The organism is Actinoplanes sp. 13 (assembly GCF_056134165.1).
In genome coordinates this window covers 13,809-37,293 of record NZ_JBVYOQ010000011.1, presented here as the reverse complement: position 1 = coordinate 37,293, position 23,485 = coordinate 13,809, and the positions used below count along the sequence as shown (strand labels likewise).

Annotated in this window: 24 protein-coding genes; 15 read left to right on the top strand and 9 right to left on the bottom strand. The window is 71.9% G+C overall.

The window, feature by feature from the left end; genetic code table 11:
• Nucleotides 1-55: 55 nt before the first annotated feature.
• Together AC0NH5_RS21880 and AC0NH5_RS21875 are read left to right on the top strand one after the other, a co-directional pair.
• On the top strand, nt 56-868 hold the full coding sequence (locus AC0NH5_RS21880; protein ID WP_474406721.1) for an HAD family hydrolase: 813 nt from the start codon (nt 56-58) through the stop codon (nt 866-868).
• Nucleotides 868-1,665: an HAD family hydrolase gene (locus tag AC0NH5_RS21875; protein ID WP_474406719.1), complete on the top strand. Its 798-nt coding sequence runs from the start codon at nt 868-870 to the stop codon at nt 1,663-1,665. Before AC0NH5_RS21880 ends, AC0NH5_RS21875 begins: the two co-directional genes overlap by 1 nt.
• A 467-nt stretch (nt 1,666-2,132) precedes the next feature.
• On the opposite strand, the gene AC0NH5_RS21870 is transcribed toward AC0NH5_RS21875, so the two are convergent.
• Both AC0NH5_RS21870 and ddaH read right to left on the bottom strand, forming a co-directional pair.
• On the bottom strand, nt 2,133-2,696 hold the full coding sequence (locus tag AC0NH5_RS21870; RefSeq protein ID WP_474406716.1) for a bacterial proteasome activator family protein: 564 nt from the start codon (nt 2,694-2,696) through the stop codon (nt 2,133-2,135).
• A gap of 25 nt (nt 2,697-2,721) precedes the next feature.
• Nucleotides 2,722-3,552 (bottom strand): dimethylargininase, encoded by an 831-nt coding sequence (gene ddaH / locus AC0NH5_RS21865; protein ID WP_474406714.1) that lies wholly within the window; start codon nt 3,550-3,552, stop codon nt 2,722-2,724.
• A 68-nt stretch (nt 3,553-3,620) separates the two neighbouring features.
• Between ddaH and AC0NH5_RS21860 the strand changes: the two genes are divergently transcribed.
• Nucleotides 3,621-4,082: an Lrp/AsnC family transcriptional regulator gene (locus AC0NH5_RS21860; protein ID WP_474406711.1), complete on the top strand. Its 462-nt coding sequence runs from the start codon at nt 3,621-3,623 to the stop codon at nt 4,080-4,082.
• On the opposite strand, the gene AC0NH5_RS21855 is transcribed toward AC0NH5_RS21860, so the two are convergent.
• From AC0NH5_RS21855 to mobA, 3 genes are read right to left on the bottom strand one after another with little or no spacing between them, the layout of a single operon-like run.
• Nucleotides 4,079-5,167, bottom strand: a complete 1,089-nt coding sequence (locus tag AC0NH5_RS21855; protein ID WP_474406709.1) for a T3SS (YopN, CesT) and YbjN peptide-binding chaperone 1 — start codon at nt 5,165-5,167, stop codon at nt 4,079-4,081. The two genes, AC0NH5_RS21860 and AC0NH5_RS21855, sit on opposite strands and share 4 nt — an antisense overlap.
• 24 nt (nt 5,168-5,191) lie before the next feature.
• Complete coding sequence (locus AC0NH5_RS21850) at nt 5,192-5,449, bottom strand: DUF6457 domain-containing protein (RefSeq protein WP_474406708.1); 258 nt, start codon at nt 5,447-5,449, stop codon at nt 5,192-5,194.
• On the bottom strand, nt 5,446-6,027 hold the full coding sequence (mobA, locus tag AC0NH5_RS21845; RefSeq protein ID WP_474407142.1) for a molybdenum cofactor guanylyltransferase: 582 nt from the start codon (nt 6,025-6,027) through the stop codon (nt 5,446-5,448). Before mobA ends, AC0NH5_RS21850 begins: the two co-directional genes overlap by 4 nt.
• 82 nt (nt 6,028-6,109) lie before the next feature.
• Here mobA and fdhD point away from each other — a divergent pair, with 82 nt between their 5' ends.
• The gene (gene fdhD / locus AC0NH5_RS21840; RefSeq protein ID WP_474406705.1) at nt 6,110-6,934 is read left to right on the top strand and encodes a formate dehydrogenase accessory sulfurtransferase FdhD; all 825 of its coding nucleotides are present in this window, start codon (nt 6,110-6,112) and stop codon (nt 6,932-6,934) included.
• A 60-nt stretch (nt 6,935-6,994) separates the two neighbouring features.
• Nucleotides 6,995-8,641, top strand: a complete 1,647-nt coding sequence (locus AC0NH5_RS21835) for an alkaline phosphatase D family protein (protein WP_474406703.1) — start codon at nt 6,995-6,997, stop codon at nt 8,639-8,641.
• A gap of 3 nt (nt 8,642-8,644) precedes the next feature.
• Here the strand turns inward: AC0NH5_RS21835 and AC0NH5_RS21830 are convergent, their stop codons facing one another.
• Nucleotides 8,645-9,664 (bottom strand): DUF4192 domain-containing protein, encoded by a 1,020-nt coding sequence (locus AC0NH5_RS21830; RefSeq protein ID WP_474406701.1) that lies wholly within the window; start codon nt 9,662-9,664, stop codon nt 8,645-8,647.
• 83 nt (nt 9,665-9,747) lie between these two features.
• Nucleotides 9,748-10,251: a GNAT family N-acetyltransferase gene (locus tag AC0NH5_RS21825; RefSeq protein ID WP_474406698.1), complete on the bottom strand. Its 504-nt coding sequence runs from the start codon at nt 10,249-10,251 to the stop codon at nt 9,748-9,750.
• 56 nt (nt 10,252-10,307) lie between these two features.
• Here AC0NH5_RS21825 and AC0NH5_RS21820 point away from each other — a divergent pair, with 56 nt between their 5' ends.
• From AC0NH5_RS21820 to AC0NH5_RS21805, 4 genes are all read left to right on the top strand, one after another.
• Nucleotides 10,308-11,186 (top strand): fructosamine kinase family protein, encoded by an 879-nt coding sequence (locus AC0NH5_RS21820; protein ID WP_474406695.1) that lies wholly within the window; start codon nt 10,308-10,310, stop codon nt 11,184-11,186.
• A gap of 116 nt (nt 11,187-11,302) precedes the next feature.
• Nucleotides 11,303-12,310 (top strand): GTP 3',8-cyclase MoaA, encoded by a 1,008-nt coding sequence (moaA, locus tag AC0NH5_RS21815; protein ID WP_474406692.1) that lies wholly within the window; start codon nt 11,303-11,305, stop codon nt 12,308-12,310.
• Between the two features lie 3 nt (nt 12,311-12,313).
• Entirely contained in the window at nt 12,314-12,556 is a 243-nt protein-coding gene (locus AC0NH5_RS21810; RefSeq protein ID WP_474406690.1) for a MoaD/ThiS family protein, read from the top strand.
• 32 nt (nt 12,557-12,588) lie between these two features.
• Complete coding sequence (locus tag AC0NH5_RS21805; protein WP_474406689.1) at nt 12,589-13,146, top strand: DUF6939 family protein; 558 nt, start codon at nt 12,589-12,591, stop codon at nt 13,144-13,146.
• Between the two features lie 12 nt (nt 13,147-13,158).
• Here AC0NH5_RS21805 and AC0NH5_RS21800 read toward each other — a convergent pair whose 3' ends face one another.
• The gene (locus AC0NH5_RS21800; protein ID WP_474406686.1) at nt 13,159-13,848 is read right to left on the bottom strand and encodes a VOC family protein; all 690 of its coding nucleotides are present in this window, start codon (nt 13,846-13,848) and stop codon (nt 13,159-13,161) included.
• Between the two features lie 154 nt (nt 13,849-14,002).
• On the opposite strand from AC0NH5_RS21800, the gene AC0NH5_RS21795 reads away from it, so the two are divergent.
• Nucleotides 14,003-15,343: a metallophosphoesterase gene (locus AC0NH5_RS21795; protein ID WP_474406684.1), complete on the top strand. Its 1,341-nt coding sequence runs from the start codon at nt 14,003-14,005 to the stop codon at nt 15,341-15,343.
• A gap of 65 nt (nt 15,344-15,408) precedes the next feature.
• A complete protein-coding gene (locus AC0NH5_RS21790) occupies nt 15,409-18,534 on the top strand; it encodes a UvrD-helicase domain-containing protein (protein WP_474407141.1) in 3,126 nt (1,041 codons plus the stop codon).
• Here the strand turns inward: AC0NH5_RS21790 and AC0NH5_RS21785 are convergent.
• Nucleotides 18,521-19,192, bottom strand: a complete 672-nt coding sequence (locus tag AC0NH5_RS21785) for a prepilin peptidase (RefSeq protein ID WP_474406682.1) — start codon at nt 19,190-19,192, stop codon at nt 18,521-18,523. The two genes, AC0NH5_RS21790 and AC0NH5_RS21785, sit on opposite strands and share 14 nt — an antisense overlap.
• 167 nt (nt 19,193-19,359) lie before the next feature.
• On the opposite strand from AC0NH5_RS21785, the gene AC0NH5_RS21780 reads away from it, so the two are divergent.
• The 4 genes from AC0NH5_RS21780 to AC0NH5_RS21765 all read left to right on the top strand — a co-directional run bounded on the left by AC0NH5_RS21780 (nt 19,360) and on the right by AC0NH5_RS21765 (nt 23,427).
• Nucleotides 19,360-19,959, top strand: coding sequence for an LppU/SCO3897 family protein (locus AC0NH5_RS21780; RefSeq protein WP_474406680.1), 600 nt, complete (start codon nt 19,360-19,362; stop codon nt 19,957-19,959).
• Nucleotides 19,960-20,040: 81 nt separating this feature from the next.
• Complete coding sequence (locus AC0NH5_RS21775; protein WP_474406678.1) at nt 20,041-21,246, top strand: AAA family ATPase; 1,206 nt, start codon at nt 20,041-20,043, stop codon at nt 21,244-21,246.
• A 28-nt stretch (nt 21,247-21,274) separates the two neighbouring features.
• On the top strand, nt 21,275-21,853 hold the full coding sequence (locus AC0NH5_RS21770; RefSeq protein ID WP_474406676.1) for a DoxX family membrane protein: 579 nt from the start codon (nt 21,275-21,277) through the stop codon (nt 21,851-21,853).
• A 275-nt stretch (nt 21,854-22,128) separates the two neighbouring features.
• The gene (locus AC0NH5_RS21765; protein ID WP_474406674.1) at nt 22,129-23,427 is read left to right on the top strand and encodes a glycosyltransferase 87 family protein; all 1,299 of its coding nucleotides are present in this window, start codon (nt 22,129-22,131) and stop codon (nt 23,425-23,427) included.
• Nucleotides 23,428-23,485: the final 58 nt, after the last annotated feature.

Here is a 23,485-nt window from a genome sequence, read left to right as displayed (position 1 = left end):
GTGTAACGTTCTCCTTCCGCCCTCCGCGGGGGTTGCACAACCCACGGAGGTCAAGATGCTCAAGCCTGGGCTCCCCAAACTCATCGCCACCGACCTGGACGGCACCCTCGTCCGCAGCGATGACACCGTGTCGAGTTACACCCACGAGGTTCTGGACCGTGTGCGCGCCGCCGGCATCCGGATCGTGGCCGCCACCGGGCGCGGGCCCCGCCTCACCTCGCTGACCCGCAACGACATCCGCGTCGCGGACTACCTCGTGCTGGCCCAGGGCGGCTGGATCCTCGACCAGGCGGAGTCCCGTTACCTGCGGCAGTCCCGGCTCCCCGGCCCGGTGCTGGGCCAGGTGCTCGGCGCGCTGGAGTCGGCGGCCGGCCCGCTCTCGGTGATGTTCGAGGCGCTGGAGCACGACGACTCTCCCCTGTGGGGCGACTACGACCCCACCTGGCGTTACCCGGTCACCGTCGAGTCCCGGACCCGCGACGAATGCCTCACCGGCGAAGTGATCAAGGCGTTCGCCCGTTCCTTCGAGCTCGGCGTCGACGACCTGCTCGCGGTGGCCCGCCGGGTCGTGCCGCCGGACGTGGCGACGGTGACCCAGGCCGGCCTGGACTACCTGGAGATCTGCCCGGCCGGCGTCGACAAGGGCACCGGTCTCGCGGTGGTCGCCGAGACCGTCGGCGTCGACCCCGCCGACGTGCTGGTCTTCGGCGACATGCCCAACGACCTGCCGATGTTCGCCTGGGCCGGCTGGGGCCGGGTGGCCGTCGCGAACGCGCACCCCGAGCTGCTCGCGGTGGCCGATGCGGTGACGCTCACCAATGACGAGGACGGCGTGGCCGTGTTCCTGGACCGGCTATTGTCGAGGTGATGCCACCCTTCAAGCTGGTCGCCAGCGACATCGACGGCACCTTGATCACCAGCGAGCGCACCCTCAGCGCACGCACGCTCGACGTCCTGGGCCGGCTCCCGGTCCCGCTGGTGCTGGTCACCGGCCGGCCGCTGCGCTGGCTGGACCAGCTCTACGACCAGCTGCCCGCCCCGATGCCGGCGGTCTGCGCCAACGGAGCGGTCATCTACGACCCGCACAACGACGAGATCCTGCGCGCCCAGTCGCTGCCCGTCGACATGCTGGTCGACGTGACCAAGCGCCTGCGCGACGCGGTGCCGGACGTCTCCCTGGCCGTCGAGGTCGAGGACGGCCGCGCCTTCGTGCACGAGCCGGCCTGGACCGTCCGCTGGGAACACGACCACCGGGTCCGGGTGATCGCCGACCCCGAGGAGCTCACCTCGGTGCCCGCCGTCAAGTTGCTGGCCCGCTCCGCGACCGCCGACCCCGACGAGTTCCTGGAGCTGGTCAGCGGCACCCTGGGCGGTCTGGCCGAGGCGACCCGTTCGTCCTCGTCGGCGCTGGTGGAGATCTCCGCGGCCGGCGTCACCAAGGCCGCCGGGCTGGCCTGGCTCTGCGAGCGCGACGGCATCGACGCCTCCCAGGTCGTCGCCTTCGGCGACATGCCCAACGACATCCCGCTGCTCACCTGGGCCGGGCGCGGTGTCGCGGTCGGCAATGCGCACCCGGCGGTGGTCGAGGTCGCCGACGAGGTCACGGCCACCAACGATGAGGACGGCGTGGCCGCCTATCTCGAGCGGGAGTTCGATCTCGGTTAGTTTTTTGGGTACGCGCCAGTCAGTTCCCGCCGAATGCAGACTGTCGCGCCGGCTCCCCGCGAGCCGGGTGCGCCGTCCGGGCCGTCCGGCGACCGCCGGGCGGACCTGCCCACCCCGCCCTGTGTGGGGACTTCGGGTGCGTGTCGAACCCCAACTCCCCACACAACGTCGGCTCACGCCGGGTATGGGGACTTCGGGTGCGGACGGGACCTCGAGTCACCACCCGGGGTTGAGGGTGAGGGGCCGGTCACGCCCGGCGGGCGCTGCACGGCCGGGAGGGTGCAGGGGGTCGCGTGGAGCGGCGGGACTGCCTGGGGTGCGCGGGAGGATCTGGGTCGTACCCCAGCAGGGGTGTGCCGCCGGGGATGAGCCGGCGGCAAGCCGCGGAGGTCTCAGGAAACGGCGCCGGGGATGAGCGGGCCGCGGAGATCGTGGGACGGCGCCGGCCCGGGAGCCGGCGCCCGCGATCAGAGGTACTGGCCGGTGTTGCCCTGGATGTCCGGGCCGCCGGGCTTGCCGGGGATGATGCCGCCCATGGGCAGGGCCGGACGGCCGGGGACGCCGCCGCGCATCTGCTCGAGCTGCAGGCGGGCAGCCATCTGCTGGGCCACCAGCGCGGCCTGGATGCCGTGGAAGAGGCCCTCCAGCCAGCCGACCAGCTGGGCCTGGGCGATGCGCAGCTCGGCCTCGCTCGGCGGGGTCTCGCCCTCGAACGGCAGCGACAGGCGCTCCAGCTCGTCGCGCAGCTCGGGCGCCAGGCCGTCCTCCAGCTCGGTGATCGACCGCTGGTGGATCTCCCGCAGCCGGCCGCGACTGGCCTCGTCGAGCGGCGCGGCCCGCACTTCCTCCAGCAGCTGCTTGATCATGCTGCCGATCCGCATGACCTTCGCCGGCTGCTCGATGAGGTTGCCCGGCTCTTCCGGGGTGAGCGAGCCGTCCTGCTGAACCGTGCCCATCGGGCGGCCGTCGGGGCCCACGACGATGACGGAGCCGTCTTCCTGGTGCTCAGTGGTGCGGGTGTCGTCGGTCATGCGTTCCATCTTTGCGCACGGTTGCTCAGGGCCGAAGTTCGGCCACAGCGCATTTGACGCTGCCGCCGCCGCGCTTGAGTTCGGAGAGGTCCACGTGAACGGGCAGATAGCCGGCCTCGCGCACCTTGTGGCCCATCGCCTCCGCCTCGGTGTTGAGGATCACGTGCCGGCCGTCGCTGACCAGGTTGAGGCCGAACGCCTCGGCGTCGGCCCGGTCGGCGAGCACCGCGTCCGGGAAGAGCTGGGCGAGCACCCGCTGCGAGGCGGGCGAGAAGGCACCCGGGTAGTAGGTGACGTGCCGGTCGTCGAGGGCGGCCAGCGCGGTGTCCAGGTGGTAGAACGCCGGGTCGACCAGTTTGAGCGAGACGACCGGCCGGCCCAGCACCTCCTGCGCCTCGGCGTGCGCGGCGGGGTCGGTGCGGAAACCGTAACCGGCAAGGACGATGCCACCGTATGCCGCGGGCAGGTACGCGAAGTCGCCCTCACCCTCGTTCACGTGTACGGGCTCGACGAACCGCCACCCGTTCCCGGTGGCGTAGAACGACCGGTGGGCGGTCGCCTCCTCGGCCCGCTGCGGATATCTGAAGCGGGCGCCGTAGACGACGCCGTCGATGGAGAAGGCGCCGTTCGCGGAGTAGACCATGTCCGGCAGACCGGGCTGCGGGTCGAGCACGTGCACGACGTGGCCCAGGTCGGCGAGCGTGTCGCGCAGGACGTCCCACTGTTTCAGGGCCAGAGCGGCGTCGACCGAGACGGTGGTGTCCATCCAGGGGTTGATGGCGTACTCGACCGTGAAATGCTGAGGCGGACACATGAGGTATGTCCTGTTTCGCGGCAACCGCTCGGTGTGGTTCATGAGGTTCAAGAGTAGGTACGCTGCGTTGCAGCAAACAGCTAGAAATCTTGCTCCTCGGAGGCGAATCGTTGCAGATGGACGCCGTAGACCAGCGAATCATTGCGCTGCTCGTGGCCGACGCCCGCGCTTCGTATGCCGAGATAGGCGCCAAGGTGTCCCTGTCCGCCCCGGCGGTGAAACGGCGGGTGGACAGGCTGCGCGCCAGTGGGGTCATCAAGGGATTCACCACTGTCATCGAACCGGCCGCGGTCGGGTGGACGACTGAGGCGTTCGTCGAGCTGTTCTGCACCGGCCGGACCACCCCGGCGCAGATCACCGTGGCCACCCGGCGGCACCCCGAGGTGGTCGGCGCCTACACCGTCTCCGGGCAGGCGGATGCGCTGGTGCACCTGCGGGCGGCCGACATCGGCCATCTGGAGCAGGCGCTGGAGAAGCTGCGGGCGGAGCCGTTCGTGACGTCCACCCGCAGCATGGTGGTGCTGTCGCGGCTGGTGGAGACCCCGACCGCGGTTCCGGCGTTACCCGACTAGAGATACATCCCGGGGCGGTGCTGGTCGTCCTTCACGTCCTTCGGCGGAACCGGCTTGTCACCCTCGACGAAGAAGCGCTTACCGCCGAACTCGCCGTGCAGCCGGTCGTCCAGCTCGTCGGCGAGACCGGTCATCACCTGCACCGCGAGCATGAGGTGGATGGCCTGGAAGTTGCGGCCGAAGACCGGGATGGAGGCCCAGACGGTGTCCTGCGCGCAGTACAGCCGGCCGATCGGCATCCGGTTGGTGAGCTCGGAGAGCTTCACGTAGAGCTGCTCGGTCGGCTCGACCTCGGTCAGGATCGGCGAGAAGACGTCGACCAGCGGCGGGTTGTCGCGCACCCGGACGAAGACCATCGCGGAGCCGGCCCGGATGCCGATGTCCCCGTCCGCGTCGACCTGGAGCTGGTCGACGGTGGTCTTGGACATGGTGGCGACGACCGTCCGCACCCGCTCCTCGAGCGGGATCACCTCGTCGGTCACGTTGGCCAGGGCGGCCTCGAGAGCGCTGTCGTTCTCCAGGTCGTCGAGGTCGATGTCGCTGTCGATGCTCGGCTCGTGCCGGGCGGTGCCCAGCGGCGCCGCGTCGATCGGCTCGTCCTCCTCGTCGTGGACCAGATAGACGAGGAACGCGGGATGCGGCGCGCCGTAGACGTCGCGGAGCGTGCGGGAGACCACGGTGGCGAGCTGGGTGGCCTTCTCCTGCGAGGAGCGCAGGCCGAACGAGTCACCCGAGCCGGGCAGCACCCCCGGCGGCGACCAGCCGAGCGCGACCAGGTCGGCGACGGCGGCGCGATTCATCCGGTACTCCGCGGGCAGGCCAGCGTTGCCGACGGCCAGCGCCTCGACCACGCCCTCCGGGAGCACCCGGATGCTCACCGAGTAGACCGCGGCGCCGGTGCCGGAGGCGGTCGGGTCCAGAGTCAGGTCGACATGCGCGCCGGGCGGCAGTGACGGCAGCAGCGTGGCCAGGGAGTTACCGAATTCCCGCCACGCCTGGGTCACCTTGTCGCGCAGGTCAGCCGTGTTCGGCTCGTCGAGCAACACGCCTTCAGACGTCTCGCCAGCGGCGCCTTGTGCCGTCATGATCGCACCTCCGTTCCCGTCACCCTATCGAGCGGCGCGGTCGGTGCTCTCCTGCCCCGGCCAGCTTCGCGCCAAGGCGCTGATCTTCGCGGCGGTCTCGGCCGGATCGGCGCCCCGGCCGACCGCGAGACCCATCAGGTACGACGTGACCGGCGCCCCGGGCCGCAGGACGTTGTGCGCCACGTCCCGGGCCACGTCGAGCAGCTCTTTCGACGGCACCTCGGCCGGCGAGACGCCCAGTTCACGCCCGGCCGCGGCGAGCCACACGTCGAGTTCGCTCACCTCGCCCACTCCTCCGCGGTGCGCAGATCGTCGTCGGTGTCGCAGTCGAACCACGGCGGCGGGCCGGGCCGGCGCCAGGAGACCTCGGCGACCCGCAGACTCGACACCAGCTCGCGGACCGGCGCGCCGTGCAGGCTGCCCCGTTCCTCGGCGAGCCGGTGCAGCGCCGCGCGCAGGGCGGCCGTCCGCCACACCCCGCACAGCACCTGAAGGTGGCCCTCGGCGTCCCGGTAGACCGCGCCCTCCATCGGCGCCGACTCCATGGTGAGCCGCAGCACGTCGATCGCCTCGCCGGTGAGCAGCGGGAGGTCGGCGGCGAGCAGGGCGGTGTAGGCCACCGTCTCGGGCACCAGGGCGAGACCCGCCGCGGCCGCTGCCACCGGGCCGCCGCCGGGTGGGTCCTCACGGGTCACGTGGACGGGAACGGGCAGGTCGGACGGCACCCGGCCGACCACCACACGCGGGTCCGCGTCATGCACGGCCGCGAGCACCCGGGTCAGCATGGACTGTCCGCCGACCGGGAGAGTCGGCTTGTCCGCACCACCCATCCGTCGCGCCGCGCCACCAGCCAGGACCACCGCCGCAAATCCCCCCACGTGAGTACCGTATCCCGAGCCCGTGCCGAGCGTGACCGCGGTTTGGGGTCGTAGGCTCCGTGGCATGGGTTCCAGGACGCGTCACACGGTGGTCAGCATCGATCTGAGCGCGTCGCCGGCCGCCCGCCGCCGGCCCGACGAACTCGCCGCCGAGGAGCCGCTGGAGATCCGGATCCGCAGGCAGCCGCTCGCCGTGACCATGCGCACGCCCGGGCACGACATCGACCTGGCCATGGGTTTCCTGCTGAGCGAAGGCGTGATCGGCAAGGCGGACGACGTGGTGACCGCGCAGCTCTGCGCGGGCTCGGACACGCCGAACACCTACAACGTGGTGGACGTCGTGCTGGATCCGCACGTCCCGCCGCCGGTCACCGACCCGAGCCGAAATTTCTACACCACCAGTTCGTGCGGCGTGTGCGGCAAGGCCAGCATCGACGCGGTACGCACCCGGTCGCTCTTCGACGTCGCCGCCGACCCGGTCGAAATACCGGCACGGGTGCTGGCCGAGCTGCCGGGCCGGCTGCGCGCCGCTCAGCGGACCTTCGAGCGGACCGGTGGCCTGCACGCGGCCGGCCTCTTCACCGCCGCCGGCGAGTTGCTGGTGCTGCGCGAGGACGTCGGGCGGCACAACGCGGTCGACAAGGTGCTCGGCTGGGCGCTGCGGGAGGGACGGCTGCCGCTCACCGGGCACGTGCTGCTCGTCTCCGGGCGGGCCAGCTTCGAGCTCACCCAGAAGGCGTGGATGGCCGGGTTGCCGATGCTGGCGGCGGTGTCGGCGCCGAGCACGCTGGCCGTCTCGCTGGCGGAGGAGGCCGGGATGACCCTGGTCGGTTTCCTGCGCGACCCGCGGATGAACGTCTATGCCGGGGCGCAGCGCGTCACCCTCTGACCATGTCGGGTTCACCCCGGCTCACATCTACCGTCATCCATGGCCGCAAGGCTGCGATGCATGCCGATTTCGCGTCGCACCCTGCTGATGAGTTCCACCGTCTCGGCTCTCGGTGCATCCACGATCTGGCCGCTCGCCGCCTCTGCCGCCCCCTATCGCGGGCCGCTGCGCTCCGATCCGTTCACCCTGGGGGTCGCGTCCGGCGATCCGGACCCGGACGGCTTCGTGCTCTGGACCCGGCTGGCCCCGACCCCGTTGGCCGAGGACGGCCTCGGTGGCATGCCGGCCCGCAACGTCACCGTGATGTGGGAACTCGCCGCCGACGAACGGTTCCGCAAAGTGATCCGCCGGGGTGTGGTCACCGCCCGCCCGGACCGCGGGCACAGCGTGCACGTCGAGCTGAACGGCCTCTCCGCGGGCCGGGAGTTCTTCTATCGGTTCCGCGCCGAGCGGTACACCTCGCCGGTGGGCCGGACCCGCACCGCGCCGCCGAGGTGGGCGGCCGGCGGCACGCTGGCGATGGCCTTCGTCTCGTGCTCGCAGTACGAGCACGGGTACTTCACCGCGTACCGCCGGCTCGCCGAGGACGAGCCTGAGCTGATCCTGCACCTGGGCGACTACCAATACGAGTACGCGCCGGACACCTACAACATCCCGGGCGGGAACCCGCGCGACCACGAGGGACCGGAGACCGTGACGCTGGCGAACTACCGGCAGCGGCACGCCCAGTACAAGAGCGACCCGGACCTGCAGGCGGCACACGCCGTGGCGCCGTGGGCGGTGGTCTGGGACGACCACGAGATCGAGAACAACTGGGCCGACGAGGTGCCGGAGCAGGCAGACCCCGGCTTTCTGGCCCGGCGGGCGGCGGCGTTCCAGGCGTACTACGAGAACATGCCGCTGCGCCGGACCTCGATCCCGAGGGGCATCGACATGCAGTTGTACCGGCGGCTGCACTGGGGCCGGCTGGCCACGTTCCACCTGCTCGACACCCGGCAGTTCCGGGACGACCAGGGGTGCGGTGACGGGTACAAGGACTGCCCGGCCGCGTACGACCCGGCGCGCAGCATCACCGGCGCCGAGCAGGAGGCCTGGCTGCTCGACGGCTTCCACCGGTCGACGGCTCGCTGGGACATCCTCGGGCAGCAGGTCTTCTTCGGGCAGCGGGACAACAACTCCGGTCCGCAGAAGGTGCTGAGCATGGATTCCTGGGACGGGTACCAAGGATCGCGCGACCGAATCGTCCAGGGCTGGCTGGCCGCGGGCGTCCGCAACCCGGTGGTGCTCACCGGCGACGTGCACGCGCACTGGGCCGACGACCTGAAGCTCGATTACGACGATCCGGCCTCGAAGACCGTCGGCACCGAGCTGGTCTGCTCGTCGATCACCTCGGGCGGCAACGGGGCGGACGTGCCGAACGGGCAGCACGCCTGGGCCGCGTGGAACCCGCATCTGCGGTTCTACAACAACCAGCGCGGATATGTCCGGACCAGGATCGGCCGCGACTCGCTCACCGCGGACTTCGTGGTGCTGCCGTACGTGACGACGCCGGGTGCGCCGGCGCACACCCGGGCGTCGTTCGTGATCGAGGACCGGGTGCCGGGTCTGCAGCAGATCGCGGACAACCCGACTCCGGCGGCGTCCGCGCGCTCCGGCGCCACCGACATGGGCGCAGAGACGGTGCAGCAGGAGACTGCCCGGCCCTGATGGTCACCGCGGCCGGCGGCGAAGGCCTCGACGCCCTCCGCCGCCGGCCAGCATGTGCGGGCCGATCCCGAAGCCCAGCAGCTCGTGCAGCAGGCCGGCCATTCGGTGCGCCGGCTCCTGCGCCAGCGCCCGGTCCACCGCAACCCGGGCCAGCGGTCCCTGCCCGGAACGCCAGGCGGCGAAGCTGAGCAGGCACGCCGGCGCCGCCACGTAGGGCGGCTCGACCCGGCGCACCACGTCGGTCCACAGCCCGATGCGCCACTCGTCCGGGTCGGTGCGGTCCATCGCGTAGTCCAGCACCGCCTGGTCGACCAGCAGCGCGCCGAGCCAGGCCACCTCGTCGTCGGTCAGGGCCCGTCCCGCTCGGTGCCGTCGCTCGGCGTCGCGGACCGCGGTGCGGCCGGCGCGGCGGATCAGCCGGGCGTACCGCTCCTTGCCGTCGTGCTCGTCGAGGAGGTCACCGAACCTCTTGCGGGCCCGCGTGGTGGCCGCCGCCATCGCCGCCCGGACCGGCCCACCGGCCGGGGCGACCTGAGCGGCCAGGGCTTTGCGGCTCGGCAGGGCGACGATGCCACGGAAGGTCGCCTCGGCCGCGATCACACTGTCCCCCGGCAGGCACGGTGTGCCGTCCGGCGGGCAGCAGCGGGGCTCGTCGCACAGGTACGACCACCAGCGCCCGCCGGTGACCCGGAGCGTGTCGTTCACCCGGACGCCGAGCAGCTGCAGTGCCTGGGAGACGCGCAGGACCGCGGGGGTGACGCGGGCGGCCGGCCCGTACCCGACGATCATCACCGAGCCGGACTCCTGCCGGGCCACCGTTGCGGCGACGGCGGCCGCGTCGTCCTGTGCCTCGTCCTCGGCACAGTCCGGCGGCGGCAGGTCGTAACAGGCGCCGAACTCCACGTCCCGGCCGGCCATCCCGACCAGCACGACGCTGTCCGCCGGGTGATAGCCGAGCAGGTAGGGCACCGCCGCGATCAGCTCGGACGGGGTGCGGATGACGAGGGAGCAGTCGGCTGTCATGCGGGGCAGCGTGGCCGCCCGGCGACCTCACCCGCGTGCCGCGACCCGATCCTGTGGACGACACGCCGGCACGTCCACAGGTCTTAGCTGCGGAACGGCAGCTCGTGGAGTTGCAGGCCCTCTTCGTGCCACGGGCCGGAGTGCCGTTCCAGGTCCATGGTCAGCTCGATCGACGAGACCACGTCGTACCCCGCGGCGTGCAGGCTGCGGATCGCCTCGACGTTGCGGGACTCCGGGGAGATGGTCAGCGAGGTCATGTTCCGCTTCTTCGCCTCGGCCGCGACGTGCTGCAGCAGGCGGCGGCCGATGCCCTTGTGCCGGTGCCCGACCGTGACGACGACCGGGTCCACCTCGCCGCCCCGGCCCCGGATGATCAGCCCCACGATGCCGATGACCCCGTCGTCGGCATGGTCGGCGACCCAGAGCCCGGAGAGGTCCAGGCGGGTCAGATATTCCTCGAAACCGGCCCCGCCGTCGTCGCTGTGCTCGCCGTACATCTCGTTGTGCTGCCTGGTGAGCTCTGCCCACAGACGCCTGCCCGCGGAGTGGTCACTCGGGCGGTACGAACGCACGGCCACAGGGGTCATGTCGTCATCTTGCCTCCGATTTGGGACGACCGTCACCCGAAGCGGAAGATAACCGAGTGGACCTGGCGTACCTGCGCGCGCACCCGGAGCACCTCCCGACATTTCTGACCCACCAGCGGATCCGCGAGACACCGGTGGGCGGCGGAGTGTGCACCGCCAGCCGGCTGACCCTGGACGACGGCTCGTCACTGTTCGCCAAGACCTGGCCGTCCCCTCCGGCGCCGGACGGGATGTTCGCCGCCGAGGCGGCCGGTCTGGTCTGGCTCCGCGACGCCGGGACGGTCCCGGTGCCCGAGGTCCTGGTCGCGCTGCCCGAGATGCTGGCGATGGAGTGGGTCGAGCCGGGCGAGCCGACCCGCGCGGCGGCGGAACGCTTCGGGCGTGGGCTCGCCGGGCTGCATCGCAGCGGCGCGGACGCCTTCGGGGGCGGCCGGCCGGGGTGGATCGGCCCGCTGCCGCTGGACAACACGCCGGGGACCGGCGGCTGGGGGTCCTGGTTCGCGGCGCGCCGCCTGCTCCCCTATCTGAAGATCTCGGCTGATCGCGGTGCGCTGTCCGGGGAGGACGCCGCGGCGATCGAGCAGGTCATGCAGAGCCTTGAGGGGTACGACCTGAGCGAACCGCCCGCACGCATCCACGGTGACCTGTGGCCGGGCAATCTCCTGTGGGGCCACGACGGGCAGGCCTGGCTCGTCGACCCGGCGGCGCACGGTGGACACCGGGAGACCGACCTGGCGACGCTCACGCTCTTCGGCGGCGTGCCGTTCTTCGACACGATCCTGGGGGCGTACCAGGAGGTGTGGCCGCTCGCGGACGGGTGGCGGGCGCGGGTGCCGTTGCACCAGCTCCATCTGCTGCTGGTGCACACCGCCGCCTTCGGGATCGGCTATCGCGGTGCGGTCCGCGCGGCGGCCGACGCCGCCCTGCGGGGCTGATCTGCTGCGCCTTTCGTCCAACTGGCGATATGCCCAGCAGCACTGAAGGATATGAACGGCTAGATTCGATCTGTGAGCCTCTCCCAGGGACCAGGCAACTTCACGCGACGGCGGCAGTGACGGTGCTCGCCGACCGCTTCGGCCGCGTCGCCACCGATCTGCGTGTCTCGCTGACCGATCGATGCAATCTGCGCTGCACCTACTGCATGCCCGCGGAGGGCCTGGCCTGGATGCCGCAGCCCCAGCAGCTCACCGACGCCGAGGTGAGCAGGCTGGTCCGGATCGCGGTCGAGCAGCTCGGCGTGACCGAGGTCCGCTTCACCGGTGGCGAGCCGCTGATCCGCCGCGGTCTGGTCGGCATCGTCACGGAGGCGGCGCGCCTGACTCCGCGTCCCCGGCTGTCGGTCACCACGAACGGGATCGGCCTGGACCGGATCGCGGCGCCGCTGCGGGACGCCGGGCTCGACCGGGTGAACGTCTCGCTGGACACCCTCGACCCGGAACGGTTCCACACCCTCACCCGGCGGGACCGGCACGCCGACGTGCTGGCCGGCCTGCGCGCCGCCGCCGACGCGGGGCTGACGCCCGTGAAGATCAACACAGTGCTGATGCGCGGGGTCAACGACGACGAGGCGGCGGCTCTGCTGCGGTTCGCGCTCGATCACGGTTACCAACTGCGCTTCATCGAGCAGATGCCACTGGACGCCCAGCACCAGTGGGACCGGCACGAGATGGTCACCGCGGAGGAGATCCTCGCCGCGCTGAGCCCGTTCGATCTTCGACCCGACGATGTTTCACGTGGAACAGCGCCGGCCGAGACCTGGCTCGTCCCCGGTCACCTCGACGCGGCCGGCGAGCCCGCCCGGGTCGGGGTGATCGCGAGCGTGACCCGTCCCTTCTGCGGTGACTGCGACCGGACCCGGTTGACCGCCGACGGGCAGATCCGCAACTGCCTGTTCGCCACCGAGGAGAGCGACCTGCGAGGCCTGCTCCGCGACGGCGCTCCGGACGCCCGGATCGCCGAGGCGTGGCAGGTCGCCATGCGGGGCAAGCGCGCCGGGCACGGCATCGACGATCCCTCGTTCCTGCAGCCCATCCGCCCGATGTCCGCGATCGGAGGCTGAGGGGTGCTCACCGTCAGGTACTTCGCCGGCGCCCGCGCGGCCGCCGGTGGAATCTCCTCCGAGGAGGTCGAGGCCGGCTCCCTCGAGGAGTTGACCCGCCTGCTGGTCGACCGGCACGGGGAGCGGCTCGGCCCGGTGCTGAAGGCGGCGAGCTTCCTGGTGGACGGGCTGACATGCCACGACCGGCGGGCAGCGGTGCCGGCCGGCGCCACCGTCGACATCCTGCCGCCCTTCGCCGGCGGCTGATTCTGTCGTACCCCTCCGGCAACATGCGCGCCATGTCTGTTCAGGTCGCCAGCCGGAGGCGCAAGCCGGATTCGGTCCGGGCCCAGTTCCCCGACGCGACGATCGTTGACGTCACGTCACAGGGCCCGGAGCCGTGGATCCGGCTCAGCCCGTTCTATCCGCACGGCGGCATCCCGGTGCCGCTGACACCGGGCGTGGTCAGCGCCTCGGTCGAGGGCGTCTGGCAGGCGCTCAAGGTCTTCGAGCACACCGACATCGATCCGGCCAAGCTGTCGGTGACCGGCATGACGGGCCTCAAACGCACAGTCCGGCGGTTCGGTCCGGTGCGTGGCCACCGCGCCGGTCTGCACGGCTCCGAGCTGCTGGGCTACGAGGAGGCCCGCCGCCGGATCTACCTCCCGGCCTACCGGTGGGTGCTGGAGCACCGGGCAGCCGAGGTGATCGCCCAGCTCCGTGATCTCATCGGCGATGGTGGCCTGGTCCTGCTCGACTACACGACCAACGGCGACCCGGCCGACACGCGCAGTCCGCTGTCCCACGCCGCGCTGGTCGCCCGGTTCCTGACCGACGAGTGGCCCGCCGATGGGTGACCGGCTCGGTGGTCAGCCGTCGCGGCCCTGCCAGGTGGTCACGCAGATCTCGTTGTCCTCGGCGTCGGCGAGGACCCAGAACGCGGGGGCACGCCGCTCCGACACCAGCCGGCCACCGGCGGCCAGGGCCGCGGCGATCCGCCCGGCCGCCTCGTCGTGCGGGACACACAGGTCGAGGTGCACCCGGTTGCGCTGCGGCCGCGGCTCGTCCATCCGCTGGAACCAGATCGCCGGCCCCTGGCCCAGCGGGTCGACGATGGGGTCCTCCCGGCCGGTGGCGGTGGCCTCGTCGGCGTAACCGAGGACCGCCCGCCAGAACGGCCGGATCCGCGCGATGTCCAGGGCGTCGATGGCGATCTCCAGCGCCTGCACTGAACGGGTCGCCACCCTGACATCCGGGTCCGTGCGCAGACCGAGGTCCCGGACCGCGGCGGAGATCCGGTGCGTGAGGTCGACGTCCCGGGCGGTCAGGGCGGCCAGCGCCGGCGTCTGCACCGTCAGCACCACCCGGTCCGGGCGGAGGTCGGCCCGCAGGTGCCCGTCGGCGTCCGCACCACACACCGCGACCGCTCGGGCCGCCACGTCCACCGCCTGCTGGAGCGAAGTCACCGCGACCGCGGTCCGCAGAGTCCCCAGCAGGAACCGCCACCCGTGCCCGCCGACCGCCTCGGACGCCGCCGTCCGACTCAATGTGTGTCCCACCCGGCCAGCTTTCCGCGGCCCGCCAGGGACTGCACATCGATGCTGAGACGGGGCTGAGAGCAACCGCACAGGAGTACCCGTCCGGTCGGGGACACTTGATGCGGCAAGCTGTTGCACGCGTGGCCGGGAACGGTCCGCCGGGGGAGGGTTTTCGTTGGGCTTCGTCGTGGTGATCCTGGTCGTCATCAGCCTCATCCACTTCTATTTGTGGAAGCGGCTGGTGCGTGACACCACCCGGCCGGGGTGGGGGCGCCGGATCGGCACAGCACTGATCGTGCTGTTCGCCGTGCTGGTGCCGCTGACCCTGATCGGCGTGCGCGCCGGTCACTTCCTGTGGCTGGCCTGGCCGGGATACCTCTGGATCGCGGTCATGTTCTACCTGCTGGTGACGCTCGTCGCCCTGGAGCTTCCGCGGCTGGCGGCGATGCTGCTCTGGGCACGCGGAGGGCGTACCGGCAAGGTCGTCGTCCCGGCGAGCACCGGGAGCGGCCCCGGCCAGGCCGAGTTGCAGCCGGCCGGGCCGGCCCCGGCAGCCGGCGTGACCGAGGCCGAGCCGCAGCCGGTCGTCCCGGCAGCCGCCGTCGGCCCGGTGCCCGAGGGCGGGAAGCCCGCATCGGGCGACACCGCCCCGCCGCGCGATGAAAGCGGAAGCAGCGGTGAGAGTGACGGCAACGGGATCGACCGGCGGCTGCTGCTGGCGCGCGGCGCGGCGATCTTCGCCGGGCTCACCGCGGCGGGCGTGACCGGCTACGGGGTTCGGACCGCCACCGGCGGACCGCAGATCGACCGGGTGCAGATCCCGATGGCAAAGCTGCCCCGCGCGATGGACGGCACCCGTCTGGCGGTGGTCTCGGACATCCACATCGGGCCGCTGACCGGCGTCAACCATGCCCAGCGCATCGTTCAGGTGATCAACTCGGTGAACGCCGACCTGGTCTGCGTCGTCGGCGACCTGGTCGACGGCAGTGTCGCGGAACTGGGCCGGTTCGCGGCGCCGCTGGCCGGAATCGAGGCGCGCAACGGCGCCTTCTTCGTGACCGGCAACCACGAGTACTACTCCGGCCACGAGGAATGGGTGGAGGAAGTGGCGCGACTCGGCATCAAGCCGCTGCGCAACGAGCGTCTGGAGATCAACGGCCTGGACCTGGCCGGTGTCAACGACATCAACGGCGAGGAGTTCGGCGACGGCCCGGATTTCGCGCGGACCCTCGGCGACCGGGACCGCAACCGGCCCGTCGTGCTGATGGCGCACCAGCCGGTCGCCGCCGTCGAGGCCGCACCCTACGGCGTGGACCTCCAGGTCTCCGGGCACACCCACGGCGGCCAGATGGTCCCGTTCAACTACCTGGTCAAGCTGCAGCAGCCGGTGGTCTCCGGCCTCGGCGAGGTGGACGGCGTGCCGGTGTACGTGACCAACGGCGCCGGGTTCTGGGGCCCGCCGGTCCGGGTAGGTGCGCCGCCGCAGGTCACGGTCATCGAACTGCGCACGAAGTAACCCATCAAGATCGGTAAGTGTGTTTGAGCGTGGCGACTCGTGACGGCGACAGCGGCCGTGACAGGATGCTGAGCGTGAAAGTGACCGCGGATGCATATGTCGCGGACCTTCACATTCACTCGCGCTATTCGCGAGCCTGCAGCCGCGACCTGACCCTGCCCAACCTGGCCTGGTGGGCGCGGCGCAAGGGCATCGCGTTGCTCGGCACCGGCGACTTCACCCACCCGGCGTGGTTCGAGCACCTGCGGGAGAGCCTCGAACCCGCCGAGCCGGGTCTGTTCCGGCTGGCCGACGAGAAGCCGGTGACCCAGCGGTTGCCGGGTTCGCTGGGCGGCACCCCGCCGGCCCGGTTCATGCTGAGCGTCGAGATCTCGACGATCTACAAGCGGGACGACCGCACCCGCAAGGTGCACCACCTGCTGTACGCACCGGACTTCGCGTCGGCCGGCCGGATCAACACCGCGCTGTCCCGGATCGGCAACCTGACCGCGGACGGCCGCCCGATCCTCGGCCTGGACTCCCGCGATCTGCTCGAGATCACGCTCGAGGCCGGCGGATATCTGATTCCGGCGCACATCTGGACCCCGTGGTTCTCCGCGCTCGGCTCCAAGTCCGGCTTCGACGCCATCGCCGACTGCTACGCCGATCTGGCGCATCACGTCACCGCGGTGGAGACCGGCCTCTCCTCCGACCCGGAGATGAACTGGCGGGTCTCCAGCCTCGACCGGTACCGCCTGGTGTCGAACTCCGACGCCCACTCACCGGCCGCGCTGGCGCGCGAGGCCACCCTGTTCACCGGCACCCCGGATTACTTCGCGGTGCGGGACGGCATCGGGCTGGTCGGCACCCTCGAGTTCTTCCCCGAGGAAGGGAAATACCACGCCGACGGCCACCGGGCCTGCGGGGTGAGCTGGGAGCCGTCGCGCACCAGGGAAGCCGGTGGACGCTGCCCGGAGTGCGGCAGGCCACTGACCGTCGGTGTGCTCAGCCGGGTCGAGGACCTCGCCGACCGTCCGGTCGGGTTCCAGAAGGACACGCGTGTCGAGCACCTGATTCAGCTGCACGAGATCCTCGGTGAGATCCACGGCGTCGGCCCGAAGTCGAAGACCGTCGAGTCGCAGCTCAACCACCTGGTCGCCACGCTCGGCCCGGAGCTGGACATCCTCCGCAAGGTCGCCGTCGAGGAGATCGGCAAGGCGGGCGGCGACGAACTGCGCGAGGCGATCACCCGGCTCCGGCGCGGCGACGTCCGCCGGGTCCCCGGCTACGACGGCGAGTACGGCGTGATCACCCTTTTCGACCCCGGCGAGCTGCGCAACCGCAACAGTGCGCCGCAGATGGAGACGCTGTTCGACTTCCCGGCGGAGGAGCGGCCCAAGACCAGGACGGAGCCGGCGCCGCCGAAGCCCAAGGCCAGGCCGGCCAAGGAGAAGCCGGCGCCGCCGCCGCTGGCCCCGCCGCCGAGCCCGCACGAGCCGTTCGAGCCGATGCTGGCCGGGATGGAAGAGGTCGGCACCGGGCTGCTGGACCGGCTGGACGCCATGCAGCGGGTGGCCGCGTCCGCGCCGGGCGGGCCGCTGCTGATCGTGGCGGGCCCGGGCACCGGCAAGACCCGGACGCTGACACACCGCATCGCCTATCTCTGTGCCGAACTGGGTGTCTTCCCGGAGCGCTGCCTGGCGATCACGTTCACCCGGCGGGCCGCCGCGGAGCTTAAGGAACGTCTCGAGGCGCTGCTCGGTGACGTGGCCGAGGACATCACGGTCGGCACCTTCCATTCGCTGGGGCTGACCGTGCTGAAGGAGAACGCCAAGGCGGCCGGGCTCGGCCCGGGCTGGCGGATCGCCGAGGAGCACGAGCAGGCTCAGGCCCGTGAGCAGGCGGGTGACGACGACACGGCGTACCGCAAACTGCTCCGCCAGCAGGATCTGGTGGACCTCGACGACCTGATCAGCGTGCCGGTGACCCTGTTGCGGGAGAACCCGGCGCTGGTCGAGAAATATCGCAGGCGCTGGCAGTGGATCTTCGTGGACGAGTACCAGGACGTCGACGAGCTGCAGTACGAGTTGCTGCGGCTGCTCAGCCCGGCGGACGGCAACCTGTGCGCGATCGGCGACCCGGACCAGGCGATCTACTCGTTCCGCGGCGCCGACGTGCGGTATTTCCTCCGCTTCAACGCCGACTTCGTGGACGCCCGTCTGGTCCGGCTGACCCGCAACTACCGGTCGTCGGCGCCGATCCTGGCCGCGGCGGTGCAGGCCATCGCGCCGACCTCCCTGGTCAGCGGGCGCCGGCTGGATCCGGCCCGGCTGGATCCGGAGGCTCCGCTGGTGGGGCGTTACCCGGCCCGCAGCGTCGCCGACGAGGCCGACTTCGTGGTCCGGACGATCGACGAGCTGGTCGGCGGCCTGTCGCACCGGTCGCTCGACTCGGGACGTGTCGACTCCCGGGCCACCGTCACCGGCAACGTGTCGTTCTCGGACATCGCGGTGCTGTACCGCACCGACGCCCAGTCCGGCCCGATCGTCGACGCGCTGTCCCGCGCCGGAATCCCGGTGCAGAAGCGCTCGCACAACCGGCTGCGTGACCGCGCCGGGGTCCAGGTGATCGCCCGCGAGCTGCGGCACGCCGGCGAGCCGGGCGGATCGCTGGCCGAGCGCGTCAAGCTGACCGCGCAGATGCTGGCCCAGCGGTTCGCGGCGCCCACCCTCGACGCCGAGCAGGTCGCACCGGAGGACGTCTGGGCGGCGGCTGATCTGCTGATGCCGCTGGCCCGGCGGACCGGCGACGACCTGCCGCTGTTCCTGCAGCAGCTGGCGACCGGCGCCGAGGTGGACGCGCTGGACCCGCGCGCCGAGGCGGTGAACCTGCTGACCCTGCACGCCGCGAAGGGCCTGGAGTTTCCGGTGGTCTTCCTGGTCGGCTGCGAGGACGGTTTGCTGCCGCTGCGCTGGCCGGGTGCGGCGCCGACCGACGACGAGATCGCCGAGGAACGGCGGTTGTTCTTCGTGGGGCTGACCCGGGCGCAGGACCGCCTCTACGTGAGCCATGCGGCGAAGCGGACCCGGCACGGCAGCGAGCGGGAGCAGTCGCCGACCCCGTTCCTCGACGTCATCGACTCGGGGCTGTTCGAGCGGCTGGGTGAGGCAGCGCCGGCCCGGCCGAAGGATCGCCAGCTCAGACTGCTGTAAGGCCGATCAGTGCGCCGGTCAGCAGGGCAGGCCCGAAAGGCACGCCCGAGGCCCGGCCGGCTCGCCCGCTGAGCAGCAGCCAGCCCCCCACCACGCCGTTGATCAGGTGCGCCGCGCCGAAGCCCACCGTGACGGCCGGCCACCCGGTGAAGCCGAGCAGCAGCGCCAGCACCGCGCCCAGCTTCACGTCGCCCAGTCCGAGTCCTCGGCCGGGCAGCAGCGCGATCAGCAGATATCCTGCGCCGACCGCTGTCCCCGCGGCCACCGCGGTTCCGATCGCGTCCGGCCGGAGCAGGGCCGACGGCACTCCGGCGATCACCCCCAGCGTCCCGACCAGCGGGTCGGGCAGCCGCAGACAGCGGAGATCGATCATGGCGAGCAGCACTCCCGGCACTACCGCCACCAGCAGCACCGGCAGGTGCGGCACCGGACCGAGCGCGGCTGCCAGCACCCCGGCCGCCACGGCGGAGCAGAGCACCGGCGGGATCCATCCCGCGCAGGGGCAGGCCGCGCCCACCCGGATCCAGTCGGCGAACGCCCGGCCACATGTCCTGCATCCCGTCCCGGCGGGCACCACCGACCGGGCCGCGATCATCGGCAGGAAGGCTGCCGCCGCCCCGCCGAACGTCATCGCCATGATCACCAACTGTGCCGACACGAACGTGGAACGTAACGCCTCGGGGAGGTGGTACGGCGATCGGGTTACCGACACCGGTACCGTTCGTGTCCGACCGTCCGGCTTGTACCCGCGATTCCGGCACCGGCCGGATCCCGGCCGCACGCTACCGTGGCAGGCAGCGCAGACCGCTTCTGGAGGGACCCCCGATGTCGCAGAACGGGCCGCACTCGGGTCAGCAGTGGCCGGGTGGGAGCCCCGAGGAGCCGTACTCGGAGCCGTCCGACCCGTGGGGCGGTCACGAGTCGTCCTGGAGCCCGCCGCCCGCGCAGATCCCGCGCCAGCCCTACACTCCGCCGCCCGCGCAGTCCTGGGGCCAACCGCAGACGGCCCGGCGGGGCTTCGCGATGGGCGCCCTGGTGGCCGTGCTCAGCGTGCTGATCGGCGGCGGCCTGGCCACCACCGCGTGGTTCCTGTTCGGACGCGAGGAGGAGCCGCCACCGGTGACCGCACCGACCACCGCCGCGGTGCTCGCCCCACGCCCGCAGGCCAGTGAGGACGCACGGTTCGCGGTGAAGGGGCAGTGCGTGCGCAACGAGGGCTCCAATCTGGAGCCCAAGCTGCGCATCGTGGGCTGCGCGGCGAACACGTTCGAGGTGCTGAAGCGCATCGACGGGCGGACCACCGGCGAGAAGGATGCCATGGGCAAATGCGCCAAGGTGACCGGCTACACGAAGTGGTACTACTACGACACCGAGTACGACGACGTGGACTTCGTGCTCTGCCTCAAGGAGTATGGGCCAGTCTAAGACATTTCCTAGAATGCCTTAGAGCGATATATCGAGCGAACTCTAGCGTTCGCGCTAGACAGCCCGATACTCTCCTACGCCATGGATCCGGTGCGGAACCCGTACGCCCCCGGCGCCGGACAGCGCCCGCCCGAGCTGGCCGGACGCGGCCGTGAGCTGGACGCGTTCGACATCGTCCTGGAACGGGTGGCCCGGGGCCGCCCGGAACGCAGCCTGGTGCTCACCGGCCTGCGCGGTGTCGGCAAGACGGTGCTGCTCAACACGTTGCGCTCGGCGGCGATCGGCCGCCTCTGGGGCACCGGGAAGATCGAGGCCCGGCCGGACCAGTCGCTGCGCCGCCCGGTCTCCGGCGCGCTGCACATGGCGATCCGCGAGTTGGCACCGCACCACCGCGACCCGGATCGGGTGGACGAGGTGCTCGGCGTGCTCAAGGCGTTCGCGCTGCGCTCCAACGACCCGGCCGGCAAGATCCGGGACCGCTGGACCCCCGGCATCGACGTCCCGCCCGCCCGTGGCCGGGCCGACTCCGGCGACATCGAGATCGACCTGGTCGAGCTCTTCACCGACGCCGCGTCGCTCGCCACCGACGTGGGCACCGGGATCGCGCTGTTCATCGACGAGATGCAGGACCTCAGCGTCACCGACGTGTCGGCGCTCTGCGCGGCCTGCCACGAGTTGTCCCAGCTCGGTGCGCCACTGATCGTGGTCGGTGCCGGCCTGCCGCACCTGCCGGCGGTGCTGTCCGCGGCCAAGTCCTACTCCGAGCGGCTCTTCCGTTACGCGCGGATCGACCGGCTGGACCGGGACGCGGCCGATCTGGCGCTCGGCGTGCCGGCCGAGCGCGAGGGCGTGGACTACGAGATGGACGCCCTCGACCTGCTCTACGAGAAGTCCGGCGGCTATCCGTACTTCGTCCAGGCGTACGGGAAGGCGACCTGGGACCACGCGCCGCAGTCCCCGATCACCGCGGACGACGTGCGGGTCGCGGCCCCGGAGGCCGAGGGCGAGCTGGCGGTCGGTTTCTTCGGCTCCCGGTTCGAACGGGCCACCCCGGCCGAGCGGGAGTACATGCGGGCGATGGCCGCCCTCTCCGGCGATCCCGGCAACGACATGGACGCCGCGGTGCCGACCTCGGACATCGCCACCTCGCTCGGCCGCAAGCCGGCCAGCCTGTCTCCGGCCCGGGACGCGCTGATCAAAAAAGGACTCATTTACTCCGGGGAACGCGGCACGGTGGCCTTCACCGTCCCGCACTTCGGCCGATACCTCAGAACGCAGCCGGTATGAGACCGCCACTGCGGGTATAACGAGACGCATGAAGCCCGTTCGCACCGCAGCCCGAGCCATGCTCGCCTCGATCTTCGTGATCAGCGGAGTCCGCGTGCTGATGCGTCCCGGTGACAGCCGCGTCGAAGCCGCCCGCCGGGTCACCGACCGGGTCGGCCCGCTGCTGGAGAAGACCGATCCCCGCCTGCCCACCGACCCGGAGACTCTGGTGCGCGCGAAGGCCGCCGCCGACGTGGTGGCCGGCGTCGCGCTCGCCACCGGCCACTTCACCCGGCCCGCCGCGGCGGTGCTGGCGGCCGGGCTGATCCCGACCACGTGGGCCGGGCATCCGTTCTGGTCGGTGCCGAAGGAGGAGCAGGCCGCGCAGCAGATCCACTTCCTGAAGAACCTCGGCCTGCTCGGCGGCCTGCTGCTGGCCGCCGCCGACACCGAGGGGCGCCCCGGCCTGCGTTACCGCACCACCCACGCGGTGGACCGCGGCCAGCGGTCGGTCAGCCGGGCAGTGGATCGGTCGCAGCAGTCGGCGCGGCGCGCAGTGCGTACCGCCAAGCGCGAAGCGAAGATCGCCGCCCTCGCGGCCGCCGCCGGCCGCAAGCTGCCCGGTTGAGTCAGGACCCACCCCGGCCGGTATGCCGTCGGCCGGAAACGGTCAGTTTTGCCCGGGTAACAACCTCTTAGCGGCCTCTGCGTTAAAGCGGACGAGGGGCCGCGCGGTCGGTCTGCGCCTTCTAAGCTCGCTTCCGCCCGGCTTACGACCTGCCCGCTGCTCCCGCCCGACGCGTCTCGTGCGCTCCGGGCGGGTCGAGCGACAGGCCGTGCCGCGCCCGGGGACGAGACGGGGGTCGCGCCATGCCGGAAATCGACAGGGGTGCGTGTCGCGCTGTGCGCACGCGGTCCGCAGTGCTTGCGCTGAGCGTGCTCGGCACGCTCTTCTGGATCAACTTCAACCTCCAGCGGTACGGCCTGAGCACCCTCGCCGTCGAGCTGGAGGCGATCCGGGGCTGGCTGAACGGCGACAGTCTGTACGCGTACCGGGTGCCCGGCAGCCAGACCGCCGCCGCACTCTCCCCGACTCTGGCGCTCCTGATGGCGCCGCTCACCCTGCTGCCCCTGCGGGCGGCCGGCTGGCTGCTCGCGCTCGCCGGCCTGGCCGCGTTCCTGCTGGCCGTGGTGGTGCTGGCCGGCCCGATCGCCCGCCGTTACGGCCTGCGCCGCTCCACGGTCGTCCTCACCGTCGCCGCCCTCGCCCTGGCCGCCACCCCGGTCCGCGCCGCGGTCGGCCTCGGCCGCGCCGACCTTCTGCTCTTCGCCCTGGTCGTGGCCGATCTGGTGGCGCTGCGCCGGGCCGCCTGGGCCCGTAGCCGAGCGACCTGGTGGCCGGGTCGCAGTGCCGCCCAGCCGGCCCGCGCCGGGTCGGTGGCCATCCGGCTGCGCCGCGCCTGGGCGACCGGCGCCTGGGCCGGGATCGGCACCGGCGTCGCCCTCGCGCTGGCCGCCGGCCCGGTGCTGTTCGTCGGCTATCTGCTGGTCACCCGGCAGCACCGGGCCGCGATGACCGCGCTGGTCACCGCCGTGTCGGTCACCCTTGCCGTCGCGCTCGCCACCCCCGGCGAGACCCTGGCGTGGTACGACACCGCCCTCTGGGAACTCGACCGGGCGACCCCGATCAGCGACCCGGCCAACCAGTCGCTGGCCGGCCTGCTGGCCCGGCTGTACGGCTATGCCGCCCCGCCGGTGCTGGTCTGGCTCTCCTTCGCCGTCCTGCTGCTCGCCGTCGGCCTGATCCGAGCCCGTTCCGCGCACGCCGACGGTGACGAGATCGCGGCGTTCACCCTGGTCGCGCTCACCGTCGCGGCGGCCGGCCCGGTCACCGGGCCGGCCGAGACGATCTGGCTGGTGCCGGCTGTGCTGATCCTGGCCGACGCCGCGATGCGACGACGGCTGGGCACCCGGCTGCCCCGTTCGGCCCGCGGCGCAGGCGCCGGCTTCGCGCTGGCCGCCCTGCTCGGGTACGGCCTGCTGGTCGCCCCGGCGTGGGCACAACCGTGGAACGCCACCGACTTCGCCCTGATCCTGGTGGTCAACGCGCTGCCGTGGCGGCACGGCAGCGCACCCGCCGTCCCGGTGCTGCGCCGCCCCACCCGCAAACCCGCCGCCATCCCGGTTCCGCGCGGCGGCTGACCCGGTCGCCCGGGACCGACTGCAGCAGCTCGCGGGCGCACATCCCTATGACACGCAG

Coding starts and splice junctions, on each gene's coding strand:
- AC0NH5_RS21880 (WP_474406721.1), top strand. CDS start 56: ATGCTCAAGCCTGGGCTCCCCAAACTCATCGCCACCGACCTGGACGGC.
- AC0NH5_RS21875 (WP_474406719.1), top strand. CDS start 868: ATGCCACCCTTCAAGCTGGTCGCCAGCGACATCGACGGCACCTTGATC.
- AC0NH5_RS21870 (WP_474406716.1), bottom strand. CDS start 2,696: ATGACCGACGACACCCGCACCACTGAGCACCAGGAAGACGGCTCCGTC.
- ddaH (WP_474406714.1), bottom strand. CDS start 3,552: ATGAACCACACCGAGCGGTTGCCGCGAAACAGGACATACCTCATGTGT.
- AC0NH5_RS21855 (WP_474406709.1), bottom strand. CDS start 5,167: ATGACGGCACAAGGCGCCGCTGGCGAGACGTCTGAAGGCGTGTTGCTC.
- fdhD (WP_474406705.1), top strand. CDS start 6,110: ATGGGTTCCAGGACGCGTCACACGGTGGTCAGCATCGATCTGAGCGCG.
- AC0NH5_RS21835 (WP_474406703.1), top strand. CDS start 6,995: ATGCCGATTTCGCGTCGCACCCTGCTGATGAGTTCCACCGTCTCGGCT.
- AC0NH5_RS21830 (WP_474406701.1), bottom strand. CDS start 9,664: ATGACAGCCGACTGCTCCCTCGTCATCCGCACCCCGTCCGAGCTGATC.
- AC0NH5_RS21825 (WP_474406698.1), bottom strand. CDS start 10,251: ATGACCCCTGTGGCCGTGCGTTCGTACCGCCCGAGTGACCACTCCGCG.
- AC0NH5_RS21805 (WP_474406689.1), top strand. CDS start 12,589: ATGTCTGTTCAGGTCGCCAGCCGGAGGCGCAAGCCGGATTCGGTCCGG.
- AC0NH5_RS21790 (WP_474407141.1), top strand. CDS start 15,409: ATGCTGAGCGTGAAAGTGACCGCGGATGCATATGTCGCGGACCTTCAC.
- AC0NH5_RS21780 (WP_474406680.1), top strand. CDS start 19,360: ATGTCGCAGAACGGGCCGCACTCGGGTCAGCAGTGGCCGGGTGGGAGC.
- AC0NH5_RS21775 (WP_474406678.1), top strand. CDS start 20,041: ATGGATCCGGTGCGGAACCCGTACGCCCCCGGCGCCGGACAGCGCCCG.
- AC0NH5_RS21770 (WP_474406676.1), top strand. CDS start 21,275: ATGAAGCCCGTTCGCACCGCAGCCCGAGCCATGCTCGCCTCGATCTTC.